Below are 17679 nucleotides of genomic sequence, written 5' to 3' on the forward strand. Positions count from 1 at the left end.
CCGTCGTCGTGCGCGGGTGCCGCCGGTGTGGCCGACGGTGGACCAGTGGGAGGACCCCCGCTGTCGGAAACGGCCGGGGCTGCGATAGGACGGGGCGTGGACAAACCCGTCCCGTCCCCGTCCCGTTCCCCGTCCCGTTCCCCGTTCCGTGAGGAGCCCCATGCCCGGCCCGACCGTCGGCTCTGCCGGCGACACGTCGACCGCTCCCTCCGCCGCCCCCACCACCGGCCAGTCCCGCCCCGGCCGGGCCACCATCGCCGTCCTGGGCGGTCTCGTGGCGCTCGGCCCGCTCACCACCGACCTCTACCTGCCCGGGCTGCCCGCGATCGCCGACGACCTGGTCGCCGAACCGGCCGCCGTCCAGCTCACCCTCACCTTCTCCATGTTCGGGGTCGCGGCCGGGCAGTTGCTCTTCGGACCGCTCAGCGACCGCTACGGCCGCCGCCCGCCGCTGCTCGCGGGGCTCGTCCTCTACACCCTGGCCAGCGTGGTGTGCGTGATCGCGCCGAGCCTGACGGTGCTGATCATCGCCCGCTTCATCCAGGGCGCGGCCGGATCCGCCGGGCTGGTCATCGGCCGGGCCGTCGCCCGGGACCGCTTCCAGGGCGTCGCGATGCTGCGGTTCCTGGCCTCCATCGCGCTGATATCCGGGCTGGCGCCGATCCTCGCCCCGATCCTCGGCGCGCAACTGATGCGGTTCACCTCGTGGCGCGGCACCTTCGGCGCGCTGACCGCGCTCGGGCTGCTCCTGACCCTGGCCGCCTTCGGGGCGCTGCGCGAGACCCTGCCGACGCAGAACCGGGGCACCGGCGGGGTGGGCGCGACGCTGCGCACGATGGGGCGGTTGCTGCGCAACCTGCCGTTCCTCGGGCTGGCGCTGACCAGCTCCTTCGCCTTCGGTGCGCTGTTCGGCTACATCAGCGGGTCGTCCACGGTGCTTCAGCACGTGTACCAGGTCTCGCCGCAGACCTACAGCCTGCTGTTCGGGGCGAACTCGCTGGCCATCGTCGTCATGACGCAGTTGAACGGGCGGGTGCTCGCGCGCCGCTTCGCCCCGCGGGGGCTGATGTTGGTCGGACTGGCGACGGCGGTGGTCGCCGGGGTGGCACTGGTGCTGCTGACGGCGGTCTGGGACTTCGGGCTGCTCGGGTTCTGCCCGCCGTTGTTCGTGATGATGGGCAGCATGGGTGTGGTCCTGCCGAACACGGCCGCGCAGGCGCTCAGCCTGGTCGAGCCGAAGGCGGCCGGGACGGCGTCGGCGCTGCTCGGCACCGGCAACTTCCTGTGCGGGGCGGTGGTCGCACCGCTGAGCAGCCTCGGCGGCCGGCCGTCGGCGGTGCTGCTGGCGGTGGTCGTCCTGGCGAGCGGGGTGCTGGCGATGGCGGCGTACGTGACGCTGTGTCGGCCCGGGCGGATGAGAACGGCGGAGGCCGAGGCGGCGGCGGGGAGCTGACGGCCGCCGGCCGCCGGCCGCCGGCCGCCGGCCGCCGGCCGCCGGCCGCCGGCCGCCTGACGGCAAACAGCAAACAGCAAACAGAAAACAGATAACAGCTGACAGATGATGAAATCTGTCAGCTGTTATCTGTTATTCGTTCCCTGTCAGCCGTCAGCCGTCAGCCGTCAGCGGCCAGGCGTCAAGCGCAGCTCAGGCGATCGAGAAGTCGTCGCCGAAGACGTTGCCCTGGCCGTACCAGCCGTGCAGGTACACGGTGACGGTGCCGGAGGCGCCGGTGGTGAAGGGGACGGTCAGCTTGGTCCAGCCGGAGGCGTTGGGGGTCCAGGCGCTGGCGGTGGCGCCACCGCTGACGCCGAGGTACGCGTAGTTGCCCTGCACCCAACCGCTCAGCGTGTAGCTGGTGTTGGCCTTCAGCGTGACGGTCTGCGAGCACTCGCCGGTCTGGCCGGCGGTCGCCGCCGCCTGGAGCGCGTAGGAGCCGGAGTGGACCGGGGTGGAGACCACGGCGCCGCCGCTCTGGCAGGTCCACGGGGCGAGGCTGCCGGTCTCCAGACCGCCGTTGACCAGGCCGGTCGGCGGCGGGGTCGTCCCGGTGACGGTCAGCGCGTACGTGGCGGTGTGGGTGCCGGACGGCCCGGTGGCGGTCACGGTGAGCGGGTAGCTGCCCGCCGTGGCGGCCGAGGTGGTGGCGATGTTGAGGGTGGCGCCGGTGCCGGCGGTGACGCTGCCGGGGGTGACGGTGGCGGTGACACCGGCCGGGGCGCCGCTGACCGACAGGTTGAGGCTCTGTGCCGAGCCCGCCGTCACCGCCGTGGCGATGGCCGCCGACGTGGACGAACCGGCGGCCACGGTACCGGAGTTCGGGTTCACCGCGACCGAGAAGTCGTTGCCGGGCTGGGTGCCCGTGACGTTCAGGGTGAAGATGCCGGTGTGGCTGCCGGAGGCCGCGCTGCCGGTGACCGTCAGCTGGTAACTCCCGGGCGTCACCGCCGAGGTGGTGGTGACGTTGAGGGTGGCGCCGCTGCCGGCGGTGACGCTGCCGGGGGTGACGGTGGCGGTGACGCCGGCCGGGGCGCCGCTGACCGACAGGCTGAGGCTCTGTGCCGAGCCCGCCGTCACTGCCGTGGCGATGGCCGCCGACGTGGACGAACCGGCGGTGACCGTCGCGGAGTTGGGGTTGACGGCCACGGAGAAGTCGTTGGTCACCGTCGAGCCGCTGGTGAACGGCGCGAAGATGTGGGTGAAGTCCCAGGTGTTCTGGCTGATGCCGGAGCAGGAGTCGTCCCCCGCCTTGCCCGGGCAGCCGCCGTTGTCGCGCTGGAGCGCCCAGAAGGACAGCGTGTTGATGCCCTTCGACACCGCCCAGTTGTAGACGGTGGTGGCGTTGGCCACGGTGAAGGTCTCGGCCGCGCCGTAGTCGTCGATGCCGGGCATCTCGGTGATCCCGATCGAACCCCACAGCTGGGCGGGGGTCTTGGACGGGTAGAGCTTGGCGAGCTGGTTGTAGAGGCCCTGCGCGGAGGTCTGGGTGTCGGCCGCCATGTCGTGGGTGGCGCCGTCGTAGTAGTCGAAGGTCATCATGTTGACGACGTCGATCCGGGCGTTGTTGCTGACCGCGTTCTTCAGCACGGCGAGACCGCTGGCGGCCAGCCCGGAGGTGGTGGTCGGCAGCGTGTAGGAGAACTGGACGTTCCGCCCGTTGGCGGCGGCCCAGTCCTGCACGATCTTGATCGCCTTGTTGCGGCGGTCGATTCCGGCCGTGTTGGTCAGCGAGTTGTCCTCGATGTCGAGGTCGATCCGGCTGACGTCGTAGGTGGTGACGAGGTTCTCGAAGGCTGCTGCGATCTGGTTGACGTCGGTGCAGCTGTCGGCCAGCTCGGTGCCGGTGTTGTCGGCGGTGTAGCCGCCGAAGGAGGGGATCACGTCCCCGCCGTTGGCCCGGATGGTGGCGATGTCGGCGCCGAAGGTCGAGGAGGAGACCGGCTTGGAGGTGTCGCCGTTCCAGTACGGGGTGCAGGAGCCCTTGGTGGCGGCCTGGAGGAACGCCATCGTCAGGTGTTTGGCCCCGGATTGGGCGGCCAGGGCGGCGGGGCTCTGACCGGTCCAGGACTCGAAGTAGGGGGCGAAGACCCGGCTGGGGAGCGGGGTCGCGGCCTGGGCGGAGCCCGTCCCGGTGGCGACCAGGCCGGCCGAGGCGGCCAGCGTGGCACAGGCTGTCAGGGCTGCCTGGATGGTTCTGCGTAGACGCATGGATTCTCCAACATACGTGGTGGGGCAGGACGTTGGGGATGCGCGCATGATCGGGGCGCGACAGCCGTGTGGGGTCGGCTGCGCGGGCCCGGACGTGCGGACGTGTGGGTGTGCGGACGTGCGGGACTGCTAAGTGTCCGGATGTGCGGGCGCGCGGAAGCCCACCGACTCGCGCGGAGGCGGGTGGCGGGAACGCGTGTGCGCACGCCGTACGGAGCGGGGGTGGTGCGGGTCAGGGCAGGGCAGGGCAGTGCCTCAGCCGCCGGTGGTCACACCCCCACAGTGCATCCCGGTCGGATCGACATGCTTATGGTTGGACTAGACCACTGGTCTGTCAAGAGACCTAACAGTTCGTCAACACACCGCCCCCGTGGCCGAAGGGCCGTCCGATCGGCCGGGTGTGCGCGGTGCGGCCGGGGCTGTGGAGGTGGGCGGTGCGGCGGAGCTGGCCGGTGGGGCGGGGTGGCCGTGCCGCCGAAGGGCGGATGCACCGAAGGGCGGATCCGCCGAAGAGTGAAGGTGCCGTGGCCGCGCGCCCGTCGGCGGGGGCGCGGCCACGGCGGCCCGGTGCTCAGGACACCGGGCGGTTCGGGTGGGCGCTCCGGGTCACGCCGGCGGCGGGCAGAGGGTGGTCCGCAGCGCGTCGTTGATCTTCGCGGCGGTGTCCGGTCCGAAGCCCTGCGGGTGCTCGGGCGAGGTGAAGCGCTGGTTGGCCAGCTCGACCAGCTTCGACTTGTCCTTGGGGAACTGGAACAGCGCCTGGCACTGGTTGCGGGCCCGGTCCACGGCCTGGTCCGGCTTGCCGCCGACGATTGCCGGGTCGATCGCGTCCAGCGCGGCGACCAGCTTGCCGGTCAGGTCGGCGCCCGGCTTTCCGGGCAGGCCGGCGTCGCTGGGGGGCGTGGGCTTGGCCGGGGCGGGGGTGCCGGGGGAACCGGAGTCCGGGGCGGCGGCCGAGGGGCTGTCGGCCGCGGGCGCGGAGGGGGCTGCGGGCGCCGAGGGGGAGGTGGCAGGGTCGGGCGCGGAGGCCGAGGGCGACTCGGGCGCCGGCGGCGTCGAGGCGGTGCCGGGGGCAGGGGCCGAGGCGGCGGCCGGGGTGGTGGGGGAGCCGGCCGCGGCGGTGGCCGGGTGGGGGCCCGGTCCGGAGCTGGAGCAGGCAGCGAGGCTCACCGCGGCGAATGCCGTGAGGGTGGCGGCGAGGAGACGAGTGCGCATGGCGTCACACTGTCATGTCCGCGGCGCCGAAGGGAAGATCCTCCCGCGAGCGCGGACGGCCCGGGAGGGGGGACCTCCCGGGCCGCCGACTCGCCGCGCCCGTAAGGCGCGTAAGGCGCGCAAGGCGCCCGCCGAGGCGTGGTCAGCCGAGGCCGTTGGCCTTCAGCCAGTCCTTGGCCACCGCCGACGGGTCGTCCTTGTCGATCGCGACGCGCTTCATCAGCGCCGTCAGCCCTGCCGTGTCGAGCTTGGCCGACACCGCGTTGAGGGCCGCCGTCGCGGTGGGGTTCACGCTCGCCTTGTTGACCAGCGGGGTGACGTTCTGCGCGCCGAAGAGGTTCTTCGGGTCGGTCAGCGGGACGAGCTTCAGCTGGACGATCTTCGGGTCGGTGGTGAACACGTTGCCGACCTGGATGGTGCCGTCCTTGAGCGCGTTCGCGGTGGCGTCGCCGGTGGGCTTCCACTCCTTGAAGTTCAGCCCGTAGACGTCCTTGAGCTGCTGCTCGCGGCGGGACTTGAACTCCGGCGGACCGCCTATCGTGAACTCGCCCGCCTTGGCGGCCAGGTCGGCGATGCTCTTGAGGCCGTACTTGTCGGCGTTCTCCTGGGTGACGCTGAGCGAGTCCTTGTCCTCGGCGGGGGAGGAATCGAGGATCCCCAGCGCGGCGGGCAGGGTCTTGGCCAGCGCCGCGTTCACCTCCTCGGTGGTGGCGGCGGTGGACTTGGCGTCCAGGTAGGCGAGCAGCGAGCCGTTGTACTCGGGCAGGACGCTCAGGCTGCCGCTCTGGAGCTGCCCGTAGAGCACCTCGCGGCTGCCGATGTTGAACTTCTCCTCGACCTTGACGCCCTTGGCCTTGAGGGCCTGCGAGTAGATCGAGCCGAGCAGCACGTTCTCCGGGAAGTTCGCCGAGCCGACGACCACCGTCGAGCCGGCGCCGGCGCCCGAGGCGGCGGGGGAGCCCGCCGTGGAGCCGCCGCCGAGCGGGTCGCCGCCGCCGGAGGAGCCGCAGGCGGTGGCGCCGAGGGCGAGCGCGGCGAGCGTGCCGAGGACGACGGCGCGCCTGCTTCCGTGGTTTGTCGACATGGTGACAGATGTCCTTCCGGAGAGGATGGGGAACGAGGTTCAGCGGGCCCGGCGCTGGGCGCGCATCCCGGGCGGGAGCGCGTACCGGGCGAGCAGGGCGAAGAACAGCTGGGCGCCGACCGCGAGCAGCACCACCAGCAGCGCGCCGCCGACGGTGACGGCGTACTTGCGGGTGGCCAGTCCGTCGATGACGTAGCGGCCGAGGCCGCCCAGCCCGACGTACGCGGCCACGGTGGCGGTCGCGATCACCTGGACGGTCGCGGTGCGGAAGCCCGCCAGCAGGGTCGGCGCCCCGGACGGCAGGCAGACCTGCCACAGCACCTGCGGGTGGGTCAGCCCGATGCCACGCGCCGCGTCCCGGACGTCCGGGTCGGTGCCGCGCACCCCCTCGACGGCGGCCACCAGCAGCGGCGGCGCGGCGAGCGCGACCAGCGGGATCAGCACGGCCGTGTCGCCGACCCCGGCGAGCAGCACCGCCAGCGTCACCAGGCCGAGCGTCGGCAGGGCGCGGGTGGCACCGGCGAAGGCCGTCACGAGCGTGACGCCGCGCCCGGTGTAACCGATCAGCAGCCCGAGCGGCACGGCGAGCAGCGCCGCGCACAGCAGGGCCTCGCCGGAGAGCACCAGGTGCTCGGTGATCCGGTGCACGATCGAGTCCGGGCCGCTGCGGTGGTCGGGGGCGGAGAAGAAGTCGCCCAGCCAGTTCAGCCAGTTCACGAACCGGCTCCCTTCTCCCGGACGGCCCAGGGCGCGAGCAGCCGGCGGGCGCCCACCAGCAGCAGGTCGACGGCCAGCGCGAGGACGGCGATCAGCGCGATGCCGGCCACGATCGGGGTCGGGAAGGTGCGCTGGAAGCCGTCGATGAACAGGTAACCGAGCCCGCCACGCCCGACCAGCGCGCCGACGCTGGCCAGCGAGATGCTGGACACCGCCGCGACCCGCAGCCCGGCGATCAGGTACGGCACGGCGGCGGGCAGCTCGACGGAGGTCAGCCGGTGCCACGGCCCGTACCCCATCGCGGTGGCGGCTTGCCGGACCGGGTCCGGGACGGCGCGCAGGCCGTCCACGGTGGTCGGCAGCAGCACGGCGAGCGCGTAGAAGGTGAGCGGGATCATCACGGTGGCCTGGGTGGCGAGGCCGGTGTAGGGGATGAGCACCACGAACACGGCCAGCGAGGGCAGCGCGTAGACGACGTTGAAGACGGCGGACAGCGGTTGGTACAGCCGGGGGAAGCGGGTGCAGGCCAGGCCCAGCGGGACGGCCAGCAGCAGGCCGATGAGCACCGGGACCAGGGCGATCACGGCGTGGTCGGCGAGCAGGTCGCCGAGGTAGCCGAGGTGGTCGCCGATCCAGTACCACCGGACGATCGGTTCACCGTCCACCGGCCGCCCCGTCCGTGAGGTCACCGGCCGCCGCGCCGGCCGCCGCGCCCGCTGCGTCGGCCGTCGGGGTGGCCACCGGGCCGGACAGCGCGGCGAGGACGGCCTCGCGGCTCGCGGTGCCGGTGGCCCGCCCGTCGGCGTCCAGGGCCACGGCGGCCCCGGCGGGGGAGAGGACGGCGGCGTCCAGCGCGGTGCGCAGGGTGTCGGCGTCCGGCCGGTAGCCGGAGACCGGGTGCAGCTCGGCGGTGGCGGCGTCGCGGTCGATCCAGCCGATCGGGCGGCGCTCGTCGTCCAGTGTCAGCTCCCAGCCGCCGTAGCGCAGCCCGTCGGCCACCGGGCGGACGGCGATGGTGGTCGCGGGGCGCAGGGCGAGGCCGCGCAGGCCCCGGTCGCGGCCGAGGAAGGCGGCCACGCCGTCGTCCGCGGGGGTGGTGAGCAGGGTGTGCGGGTCGGCGAGCTGGGCGATCCGGCCGTGTTCGCGCAGGACCACCACCTGGTCGCCGAGCCGGACGGCCTCCTCGATGTCGTGGGTGACGAACAGCACCGTCTTGTGCAGCTCGGACTGGAGCCGCAGCAGTTCCTCCTGGAGCCCGGCGCGCACCACGGGGTCGACGGCGCTGAACGGCTCGTCCATCAGCAGCACCGGCGGGTCGGCCGCGAGGGCGCGGGCCACGCCCACCCGCTGCTGCTGGCCGCCGGACAGCTGGAACGGGTACCGCTTGCCGGTCTCGGGAGCGAGCCCGACCAGTTCGAGCAGTTCGGCGGCCCGGGCGCGGGCCTTCTTGCGGTCCCAGCCGAGCAGGTAGGGCACGGTGGCGACGTTGTCGATCACCTTGCGGTGCGGGAAGAGGCCGGCCTGCTGGATCACGTAGCCGATGCCACGGCGCAGCTTGGCGGGCTCCAGCTCGGCGACGTCCGTGTCGTCCAGCAGCACCCGGCCCGAGGTCGGCTCGACCATCCGGTTGACCATGCGCAGCAGGGTGGTCTTGCCACACCCGGACGGTCCGACCAGGACGGTTATCCGACCGGTCGGGACGTCCAGGTCCAGGCCCTCGACGGCGATGGTGCCGTCGGGGTGGCGCTTGCCGGCGCCCTCGAATCTGATCACGGGGAGTTTCCTCGTCAGGGCGCCCCGGGGAGGCGGCGCCTGTTTCGGTCGTACGGTTGATGGCGGTTTGTCGACAAGCGGCGACGGCGTGGGCCGTACCGGCCGCTGCCGTGACGGCGTCTGTCGGATCGACCGCCCGGGCGTTCTTCCGCCCGCGTGGCTGCCCAGCTTCGGACCGGCGGAAACTCTGATCAGACTATGACCTGCATCATCTCCTGTCTCTCACTTACCACCCGGCACGGGGACCGGAGCCCGCCTCCGGACGGCCGGGTCCGACCAGGCGCCCGACGTTCCGGCAGGTCAGAGGGGCAGGGCGCGGACACCCTGACGGCGGGTCGAGGGCTCGGGCCCCGGACGATCGGCCCGTCAGCCGCCGAGCGCCCCGGCCCTCCAGGCTCTCAGCCGCCCCGGCGTGTCGGCAGCCCGGAGGCCGCCCAGCCGACGAAGCCGCCGTCCAGATCGGTCGCCCGGTGCAGCCCCAGCTCGCGCAGCGAGGCCGCCGCCAGACTGGAGGCGTACCCCTCCGAGCAGACCACGATCACCTCGACGTCGTAACCCGACGCCTCGGGGATCCGGTGACTGCCCGTCGGGTCCAGCCGCCACTCCAGGACGTTGCGCTCGATGATCAGCGAGCCGGGGATCTCCCCCTCCGCCGCCCGCTGCGCCGCCGGACGGATGTCCACCAGCAGCGCGCCGTCCAGCTGCGACTGGTACGCCTCCCGGGCGCGCGGACGGTGGACGCCCTCGCGGGCCCGCTCCACCAGGTCGTCGATCGTGGTCACCATTGCTCCGGTCCTTCCTCCGAGGTGCGGACGAGCCCGCCGGCCCGCAGGTCGTAGTGCGCCATCGAGCCCAGTGGGGGCGAGTAGGCGTGCAGGGTCACGGCCGGGCCGGACGCGGTGTTGCGCACGTCGTGCACGTACTCGGGGCCGAAGGCGCGGGCGGTGCCGGCCGGGACCCTGCGGATCAGCAGGCCCTGCTCCGGCCCGCCGAGGGACAGCTCCTCCAGCTCGCCGAGGGCGACGGTGAACGCGCCGCGCGAGCCGCCGTGGTCGTGGAAGCCGGTGGACTGGCCGGGCAGCCAGCTGATCAGCCACACCTCGTGGTCGTCGTCGGCCACCAGCCGCCGGTACCAGCGCTCCTCGGTGGAGAGCCGGACGAGGTGGATCCACTGGTCGGGCTGTTCGGCCAGTTCGCGGACGACGGTGCGCAGGGCGCTCGGGGTGAGCGGCGCACGGGTCTCCTCGGTGGCGGTGGCGGTGGCCGTGGCCCTGGCTGTTCTGGTCGGCGTCGGGGTCGGTGCCGCTGCCGGGGCTTGGGCGGCAGCGGGTTCGTCGGGGGCGAGGTTCAGGCTCATGGGGGCGTCCTCGGGTGCAGCGGGAACGTCGGCGGGGTGCGCCCTGGTCCGGCGGCGGGCGAGGGCACGGGCCGACGGAGCGGCACGGCACGCGCGGGTGCGCCGGGCGGGGCGGGAATCAGAACGCTGGGTGTGGGTGTGCGGCGCGGGCCCTGGCGGACGTCACAGGGCGGGGGCAGCGGGGAGAGTCAAGGTCAACAGGCACAGATGGAACTCGCCTGGCGTCGCAGATCGACGTGCAGGCGGCAGACCAGAGTGGTGCCGGTGTCCATGCGCCGGATCCTTCCCGAGCCAACCGGACGAAGTCAAGCCGGATGGGGCCGACCGCCGCCGGCTGCGCCGCGCCGCTCCACCCCCGGCCGACCGGCCGTCGAGCCGTTCTGGACCGGAACGGCCGAACGGCACTCGCATGCGTAAGGACCCCACGCGCGGGGTAAATGATCGTTTCATCCCATCCAGGACCCTCTGCGTGTCCGCGTCACGAGATCGCCCCAGATGCGTTACCGCCAACGTATTGTCAGGCCACCGAGGCCCGGCCTACGGTCTACAGACCGCTTTCTACGCACGTAGACCCCTGCGGATCCCCGGCGGTCCGCAGACGAGACCCGCCCGCCCCGTCAACCCTCAGACCGCAGGCCCGACCCCATGGCCGGGCAGCGGAGTTGCGGAGGTATCCATGTCGCAGATCGTCCGTGCCGCGCTCGTCCAGACCCGCTGGACCGGCGACCAGGAGAGCATGATCGCCCTTCACGAGCGGTACGCCCGCGAGGCCGCCGCCCAGGGCGCGAAGATCATCGGCTTCCAGGAGGTCTTCAACGCCCCGTACTTCTGTCAGGTCCAGGAAGCCGAGCACTACCGCTGGGCCGAAGCCGTCCCCGACGGCCCCACCGTCCGCCGGATGCAGGACCTCGCCCGTGAACTCGGCCTGGTGATCGTCGTCCCGGTCTACGAGGAGGAACAGGCCGGGGTCTACTACAACACCGCCGCCGTCATCGACGCCGACGGCAGCTACCTCGGCAAGTACCGCAAGCACCACATCCCGCAGGTCAAGGGCTTCTGGGAGAAGTACTACTTCAAGCCCGGCAACCTCGGCTGGCCCGTCTTCGACACCGCCGTCGGCAAGGTCGGCGTCTACATCTGCTACGACCGCCACTTCCCCGAGGGCTGGCGCGCCCTGGGCCTGGCCGGAGCGCAGATCGTCTACAACCCCTCCGCCACCAGCCGAGGCCTCTCCGCCTACCTCTGGCAGCTGGAACAGCCCGCCGCCGCCGTCGCCAACGAGTACTTCGTCGCCGCCATCAACCGCGTCGGCACCGAGGAGTACGGCGACAACGACTTCTACGGCACCTCCTACTTCGTCGACCCGCGCGGCCAGTTCGTCGGCGACGTCGCCTCCGACAAGGAGGAGGAGCTCGTCGTCCGGGACCTCGACCTCGGCCTGATCGAACAGGTCCGCCAGCAGTGGGCGTTCTACCGGGACCGCCGCCCCGACGCCTACGGACCGCTCGCCGAGGCCTGAGGAGCAGCGCGATGACCACCCGCGACCCGCACCAGCGCACCATCGTCCGCGGCGGCCTCGTCATCACCGCCGCCGACGAACTCCACGCCGACGTCCTCATCGAGGGCGAACGCATCGCCGCCCTCGCCACCACCGGCAGCTCCGCCGCCGAGGCCTGGAGCGCCGACACCGTCATCGACGCCACCGGCCACTACGTCATCCCGGGCGGCGTCGACGCCCACACCCACATGGAACTGCCCTTCGGCGGCACCTCGGCCTCCGACACCTTCGAGACCGGCACCCGGGCCGCCGCCTGGGGCGGCACCACCACCATCGTCGACTTCGCCGTGCAGTCCGTCGGCGGCTCGCTGCGCGAGGGCCTGGACACCTGGCACGCCAAGGCCGACGGCAACTGCGCCGTCGACTACGCCTTCCACACCATCGTCTCCGACGTCAACGAGGCCGTCCTCAAGGAGATGGACGCCCTCGTCGACTCCGGCGAGTCCACCTCCTTCAAGCTCTTCATGGCCTACCCCGGCGTCTTCTACAGCGACGACGGCCGCATCCTGCGCGCCATGCAGCGCGGCGCGGTCAACGGCGGGCTGATCATGATGCACGCCGAGAACGGCATCGCCATCGACGTCCTGGTCGAACAGGCCCTCGCCGCCGGGCACACCGCACCCCGCTACCACGGCGAGGTCCGCCGCGAACTCCTGGAGGCCGAGGCCACCCACCGGGCCATCAAGCTCGCCCAGGTCGCCGGCAGCCCGCTCTACGTCGTCCACGTCTCCGCGGCCGCCGCCCTCGCCGAACTCGTCCAGGCCCGCGACGCCGGGCTCAACGTCTTCGGCGAGACCTGCCCGCAGTACCTGTTCCTCTCCACCGACAACCTCGCCGAGACCGGTGCCGACGGCTTCGAGGGCGCCAAGTACGTGTGCAGCACGCCGCTTCGGCCGCGCGAGCACCAGGAGGCGCTCTGGCGCGGACTGCGCGCCAACGACCTCCAGGTGGTCTCCACCGACCACTGCCCGTTCTGCTTCACCGGGCAGAAGGAACTCGGCCGCGGCGACTTCTCGAAGATCCCCAACGGGCTGCCCGGCGTCGAGAACCGGATGGACCTGCTCCACCAGGCCGTCGTGGACGGGCACATCACCCGCCGCCGCTGGATCGAGATCGCCTGCACCACGCCCGCCCGGATGTTCGGACTGCACCCGCGCAAGGGCACCATCGCGCCCGGCGCCGACGCCGACCTCGTCGTCTACGACCCCACCGCCGTGCAGACCGTCTCCGCCGCCACGCACCACATGAACGTCGACTACTCGGTGTACGAGGGCCGCCAACTCACCGGCCGCGCCCGCACCGTGCTCTCGCGCGGCACCGTCGTGCTGGACGGCGAAACCTGGCTCGGCCGGGCCGGCCACGGCACGTTCCTGCGCCGCGACACCTGCCAGTACCTGACCTGACCACTCTCCCGCGCCGCCGCCCGGGCCTGTGCGCACGACCGCCCGGGCGGCGGAACCACCCTCCCCGGAGCCACCCATGGACATCGGCCTCGTCCTGCAGACCGACCCGCCCGCCCGCCTGCTCATCGACCGGATGATCCGCGCCGAACAGGCCGGGTTCAGCCACGGCTGGACCTTCGACTCCTGCGTCCTGTGGCAGGAGCCGTTCGTCATCTACAGCCGGATCCTCGCCGAGACACGGCGGTTGACCGTCGGACCGATGGTCACCAACCCCTCCACCCGGACCTGGGAGGTCACCGCCTCCCTGTTCGCCACGCTCAACGACATGTACGGCAACCGCACCGTCTGCGGCATCGGCCGCGGCGACTCCGCCATGCGGGTCGCCGGACGCCGCCCCGCCACCCTCGCCCGGCTCTCCCAGGCCATGCACGCCGTCAAGGAGCTGGCCGAGGGGCGGACGGTCGAGGTGGACGGCACCGAGATGCACCTGCCGTGGGTCGGCCCCGGCGCCCAACTCCCCATCTGGATGGGCGCGTACGGGCCGAAGGCGCTCGCACTGACCGGTCGCCAGGCCGACGGGTTCATCCTCCAGCTGGCCGACCCGTACCTCACCGAGTACATGGTCAAGGCCGTGCGGTCCGCCGCGGCCGAGGCCGGCCGGGACCCGGACGCCGTCACCATCTGCGTCGCCGCCCCCGCCTACGTGACCGCCGACGACTCGCCTGCCGCACTCGCCCACGCCCGGGAGCAGTGCCGCTGGTTCGGCGGGATGGTCGGCAACCACGTGGCCGACCTGGTCAGCCACTACGGCGCGCACTCCGAGCTCGTCCCGGAGGCCCTCACCGACTACATCAAGGGCCGCCAGGGCTACGACTACAGCCACCACGGCCGGGCCGGGAACCCCGACACCGCCTTCGTGCCGGACGAGATCGTCGACCGCTTCTGCCTCATCGGCCCGCCGCAGGCCCAACTCGCCCGCCTGGAGCACCTCCGCTCCCTCGGCGTCGACCAGTTCGCCGTCTACGCCATGCACGACGCCGTCGAGGCCACCATCGACGCCTACGGGGCCGACGTCATCCCGCACCTGTCCCGCCAATCCCGGGCGTAACGCCGCAGGAGAGTTGCCGTCCGACGGCTTCACCAGCCTGCTGCCCGGCTGGAGGCTGATCTCCGACCCGCACGTGTACATCTTCACCTGGCCGGGTGTGGTCGGCGGGCGGTGACGGCGCTGCCGGCCGGGGGCGTCCTGGTGGTCGGTGGCGGGCGGCTGGCAAGTGACAGCGAACGGATGACAGCAAACAGATAACAGATTTCGAAATCTGTTATCTGTTATCTGTTTGCTGTTCGCTGTCACTTGTTCACGGCCGTTTGCCCGCTGTCATCCGCCAGCCGCTGCCCGGTCGACGGCCGCCAGTACCTTCGCCGCACCGTCCTCGGCCGCGAGCGTGGCGGCCACCGCCCGGGCCTGGTCGCGGTAGCGGGGGTCGTCGAGGGCCTGGCGGATGGCGGCGGCGAGGCGTGCGGCGGTGAGGGCGCGCAACGGTACCGGTCCGGGGGAGACGCCGAGGCGGGTGAGCCGGTCGGACCAGAACGGGGCATCGAGCTGCGCCGGTACCGGGACGGCGGGCGTGCCGCAGCGCAGGGTGGCGGCGGTCGTGCCGGCGCCGGCGTGGTGGATCACGGCGGCCATGCGGGGGAACAGCCAGTCGTGCGGGGCGTCGCCGATGGTCAGGACGTCCTCCGCCTCGCCGGCGCCGAGGTCGCTCCAGCCCGACTGCAGGACGGCCCGGACCCGGGCGGCGCGGATCGCGGCGACCACCGTCGCGGTGAGCCGGCCGGGGTCGGGGACGACCAGGCTGCCGAAGCCGACGAAGACCGGCGGCGGTCCGGCGGCGAGGAAGTCGAGCAGCCGGGCCGGGGGGTGCCAGCCCGGATCCCGTACCGGCCACCAGTAACCGGCCACGTCCAGTCCCGGGTGCCAGTCGGCGGGCCGCGGGACCACCGCGGGCGAGAACCCGTGCAGGACGGGGTACTTGCGCCTGGCGCGGGCGGCGCCGAGCGGCGGCAGGCCCAGGCGGCGGCGCAGCCCGCGTACGGCGGGGGCGAAGAGCTGGTCGGTCGCGACCTGGACGGCGTGCCCCGCGAGCAGGTTGCCCGGGCGGCCGAGTGAGCGGGCGCCGGTGACAGCTGGCGCGAACTCCCTGGTGGGGGAGAGAGGTTGGAGGTGTAGGCCGATGCTGGGAATGCCCGCGGCCTCGGCGGCGACCTGGCCGAGCGGGCTGGTGGTGCTGGTGGTGAGCAGCAGGTCGGTGCCGAGTGCCGTGGCGTCGGCGATGCCGTCGGCGAGCTCCGGCATGAACTTCCGCCCCAGCTGCATCAGTTGTAGGACGGCGCGCGGTCCGGTGCCGGCCTGGAGCAGGCGCCGCCCCTCGGCGGAGGCGAGTTCGGCGCGCGGGTCGACCGGCAGCGGGCGGAACTCCAGCCCTGCGGCCCGCACCGAAGCGGCGAAGGTGGCGTGGGTTGCGACGGCCACCTGATGTCCGGCCGCCTGGAGGCGGGCGCCGAGCCCGGTGAACGGGGCCACGTCGCCCCGGGATCCGGCGGTGGCGATCAGGATGCGCATGGCCGCAGTATCCCGGCTCGGGCGCCCCGCCGGGAGGGTGCCTCGCCCGGAGCGGCCCGGTCCGGGGTGGCCGGTTCGGGCCGGTACTCCCGCAGCGCCGGAACCGGGCGGTGGCGGGCGGCGTCCTTCCTGGCAGAGCGGCGGAACGGGGCCGCCGCGCCGTGGACGGGAGGGACAGATGAGCATCGTCGCGTGGATCGTGCTTGGCCTGCTGGCGGGTGCGCTGGCCAAGCTGCTGCTGCCGGGAAAGGACCCGGGCGGCCTGATCGTGACAACCCTGATCGGTATCGCCGGCTCCTTCGTCGGCGGTTGGATCGCCTCGCACTTCCTGCACAGGTCGGTGACGGCGCACTTCTTCGACATGGCGACCTGGGTGTCGGCGATCGGCGGGGCCCTGGTGCTGCTGATCATCTACCGGCTGGTGTTCGGCAGCTCCCGACGCTAGCCCGGTCGCCGGGAACCGAGCTGCGCCGAAACGCCGACGCCGGGCCGGAGCGCCGACCCGGCGTCGAGCAGCCGAGCCGAGCCACCCGACCAGGCCCACGGGCCGGTCGGCCGGCTCGGCTCAGCGCGTGGGCGCCGACGCCTCCGAGACCCACTCCGGCAGGTCCTCGCGGGCGGTCAGCCAGGCGGCCGGCACCTCGGCGAGGCCGGTGCGGGCGGCGACCACCCCGGCGGCGATCGCGCAGGTGGTGTCCATGTCGCCCCAGCCCTCCAGGGTGTGCCAGATCGCCTCGGGCAGTGAGCCCAAGTGCCCGGCGGCGGACCAGAGGGCGAACGGGACGGTGTCCGGGGCGGAGATCATGAACCCGGAGCCGAGCACGTTGGCGGCCTGCCGGACGCTCGTGTGTCCGGGCAGCCGGGCGGCGATCCGCAGGCCGGAGCGCACTTCGCCGTCCGGCATGCGCCCGGCCACCTCCGTCAGCAACTCGGCACGGCCGGGCGGGGTTTGGCCCCGGCTGCGGACCGCGAGTGCCGTGGCGAGGGCGACCGCCACCGCGCCCGCGACCGCCTCCGGGTGAAAGTGCGTGGTGAGAGCCTGGAGTTCGGCCTGCCGGGCGACGGCGTCCAGGTCGTCCGCGAACCAGGCGCCCAGTGGGGCGACCCGCATCGCGGCGCCGTTCCCGTACGAGCCCTGACCCTCGAACTGGCGCGAGGTGATGGCGTGCCAGTCCCCGCCGGCGCCGATCTCACGCAGCACCCGGTGCATCGACGGGCCGTACTTGCGCCCGTACTCGCGGGCGTACTCCTCGGCGAACTCGCCGGCCAGCGCATCCTGCCGGACCTCGCCCCAGGAGGCCAGGTGGCGGACGAGGACCAGCGCCATCGCGGTGTCGTCGGTCCAGTGCCAGGGCGCCGGGCGGAGTTGGCGGGTGGCCAGCGCGGCGGGCGCCTCGTCGACCGGGGCCGAGAACCAGCGGTCGCCGAAGGCGTCGCCGAGGGCCAGCCCTTGCAGACTGTCCAGGGCCGGACGGGCCGCACACATGTCATCCTCCAGGTGAGATCAACTGTGCGCGGCAGTCTGCCGGACGACCGGGCCTGCGGGCGACCGGGTTTCGATCCGATGCCGGCGGGCCCGGCCGTCGGTGCCCGGGTCAGGGGAGCCTGGGGTGTCGGAGGTGCGTCACTTGGCGAGCAGGCCGCCGAGGATGAGCTTCCAGAGGGCCTCGAAACGGTCCTCGATGGTCGGCTCGGACCACGAGGACGCGTACGCCGGGTCGTGGAAGGGGCCGGTGGCGTCGAAGACGGCGCGGGCCGTGGAGAGGATGTGGGCGAGCTTGAACTCCTTGCTCTCCATGCCGTCCTGGACGATCTGGGCGATCTGGGTGACCAGGGTGTCGATGTGCGCCTCGACGATGCCGCTGTTCTCCTCGACCAGCACCATGTAGGTGGCGAACAGCTCCGGGTCGTCCAGCGCCTTCTTCCGCTTGGCTGCGAACAGCGTCACCAGCCAGCGGTGCAGCCGCTCGACGGCAGAGCCGGCCTCGGTCGAGATGAAGGCGAGCTGGTTGTGCGCCTGGTCGAGCCAGCGCTGGGTGACCGCCTCGCGCAGCGCGGCCTTGCTCGGGAAGTGGCGGTAGACGCTGCTGTGGCTGACGCCGAGGATCCGGGCGACGTCCACGACGGTGGCCTTGGCCGGGCCGAACCGCCGGAGGACGTCCTCCGCCGCGATCAGGATCTGCTCGGCGGTGAGTGTGGTGTCCGTGGTCACGGGGAGGTCCGTCCTTAGGGTCGTGCGGTCG

17 protein-coding genes are annotated in these 17679 nt (G+C 72.8%); 5 read left to right on the plus strand and 12 right to left on the minus strand.

The genetic code is table 11. The annotated features are described in order from the left end of the window. The first annotated feature begins 160 nt into the window (after window positions 1-160). Window positions 161-1453 carry a multidrug effflux MFS transporter gene (locus OG556_RS26940; RefSeq protein WP_371520355.1) on the plus strand — a complete coding sequence of 431 codons (1293 nt, stop codon included), beginning with the start codon at window positions 161-163 and terminating at the stop codon, window positions 1451-1453. A 192-nt stretch (window positions 1454-1645) separates the two neighbouring features. On the opposite strand, the gene OG556_RS26945 is transcribed toward OG556_RS26940, so the two are convergent. The 9 genes from OG556_RS26945 to OG556_RS26985 form a co-directional block, all read right to left on the minus strand. Continuing rightward, complete coding sequence (locus tag OG556_RS26945) at window positions 1646-3706, minus strand: glycosyl hydrolase family 18 protein (protein WP_371520358.1); 2061 nt, start codon at window positions 3704-3706, stop codon at window positions 1646-1648. Window positions 3707-4312: 606 nt separating this feature from the next. Next, window positions 4313-4921: a hypothetical protein gene (locus tag OG556_RS26950; protein ID WP_371520360.1), complete on the minus strand. Its 609-nt coding sequence runs from the start codon at window positions 4919-4921 to the stop codon at window positions 4313-4315. A 142-nt stretch (window positions 4922-5063) separates the two neighbouring features. Continuing rightward, window positions 5064-6005 carry an ABC transporter substrate-binding protein gene (locus OG556_RS26955; RefSeq protein WP_371520364.1) on the minus strand — a complete coding sequence of 314 codons (942 nt, stop codon included), beginning with the start codon at window positions 6003-6005 and terminating at the stop codon, window positions 5064-5066. Between the two features lie 39 nt (window positions 6006-6044). Then, complete coding sequence (locus OG556_RS26960; RefSeq protein ID WP_371520366.1) at window positions 6045-6722, minus strand: ABC transporter permease; 678 nt, start codon at window positions 6720-6722, stop codon at window positions 6045-6047. After that, a complete protein-coding gene (locus OG556_RS26965; protein WP_371520369.1) occupies window positions 6719-7387 on the minus strand; it encodes an ABC transporter permease in 669 nt (222 codons plus the stop codon). Before OG556_RS26965 ends, OG556_RS26960 begins: the two co-directional genes overlap by 4 nt. Then, window positions 7377-8495: an ABC transporter ATP-binding protein gene (locus tag OG556_RS26970; RefSeq protein ID WP_371520372.1), complete on the minus strand. Its 1119-nt coding sequence runs from the start codon at window positions 8493-8495 to the stop codon at window positions 7377-7379. Before OG556_RS26970 ends, OG556_RS26965 begins: the two co-directional genes overlap by 11 nt. A gap of 398 nt (window positions 8496-8893) precedes the next feature. Then, a complete protein-coding gene (locus OG556_RS26975) occupies window positions 8894-9280 on the minus strand; it encodes a rhodanese-like domain-containing protein (RefSeq protein WP_063349906.1) in 387 nt (128 codons plus the stop codon). Beyond that, window positions 9274-9852 (minus strand): cysteine dioxygenase family protein, encoded by a 579-nt coding sequence (locus OG556_RS26980; RefSeq protein ID WP_371520375.1) that lies wholly within the window; start codon window positions 9850-9852, stop codon window positions 9274-9276. Before OG556_RS26980 ends, OG556_RS26975 begins: the two co-directional genes overlap by 7 nt. Window positions 9853-10046: 194 nt before the next feature. Continuing rightward, on the minus strand, window positions 10047-10124 hold the full coding sequence (locus OG556_RS26985; protein ID WP_106981192.1) for a putative leader peptide: 78 nt from the start codon (window positions 10122-10124) through the stop codon (window positions 10047-10049). Window positions 10125-10528: 404 nt separating this feature from the next. Between OG556_RS26985 and OG556_RS26990 the strand changes: the two genes are divergently transcribed. The 3 genes from OG556_RS26990 (at window position 10529) to OG556_RS27000 (ending at window position 13921) form a co-directional block, all read left to right on the plus strand. Beyond that, on the plus strand, window positions 10529-11371 hold the full coding sequence (locus OG556_RS26990; RefSeq protein WP_063349907.1) for a nitrilase-related carbon-nitrogen hydrolase: 843 nt from the start codon (window positions 10529-10531) through the stop codon (window positions 11369-11371). 11 nt (window positions 11372-11382) lie between these two features. Further along, entirely contained in the window at window positions 11383-12813 is a 1431-nt protein-coding gene (hydA, locus tag OG556_RS26995) for a dihydropyrimidinase (RefSeq protein ID WP_371520378.1), read from the plus strand. Between the two features lie 76 nt (window positions 12814-12889). Further along, a complete protein-coding gene (locus OG556_RS27000) occupies window positions 12890-13921 on the plus strand; it encodes a TIGR03842 family LLM class F420-dependent oxidoreductase (protein ID WP_371520381.1) in 1032 nt (343 codons plus the stop codon). A 270-nt stretch (window positions 13922-14191) separates the two neighbouring features. Here the strand turns inward: OG556_RS27000 and OG556_RS27005 are convergent, their stop codons facing one another. After that, window positions 14192-15436, minus strand: a complete 1245-nt coding sequence (locus OG556_RS27005; protein WP_371520384.1) for a glycosyltransferase — start codon at window positions 15434-15436, stop codon at window positions 14192-14194. A 178-nt stretch (window positions 15437-15614) separates the two neighbouring features. On the opposite strand from OG556_RS27005, the gene OG556_RS27010 reads away from it, so the two are divergent. Then, entirely contained in the window at window positions 15615-15881 is a 267-nt protein-coding gene (locus OG556_RS27010; protein ID WP_350875097.1) for a GlsB/YeaQ/YmgE family stress response membrane protein, read from the plus strand. Between the two features lie 120 nt (window positions 15882-16001). Here the strand turns inward: OG556_RS27010 and OG556_RS27015 are convergent, their stop codons facing one another. Next, a complete protein-coding gene (locus OG556_RS27015; RefSeq protein ID WP_371520387.1) occupies window positions 16002-16922 on the minus strand; it encodes an ADP-ribosylglycohydrolase family protein in 921 nt (306 codons plus the stop codon). A gap of 138 nt (window positions 16923-17060) precedes the next feature. Continuing rightward, window positions 17061-17648 (minus strand): TetR family transcriptional regulator, encoded by a 588-nt coding sequence (locus tag OG556_RS27020; RefSeq protein WP_371520390.1) that lies wholly within the window; start codon window positions 17646-17648, stop codon window positions 17061-17063. Between the last annotated feature and the right edge of the window lie 31 nt (window positions 17649-17679).

The sequence above is a fragment of the Kitasatospora sp. NBC_01300 genome (assembly GCF_041435235.1).
In the GTDB taxonomy this organism is placed as follows: domain Bacteria; phylum Actinomycetota; class Actinomycetes; order Streptomycetales; family Streptomycetaceae; genus Kitasatospora.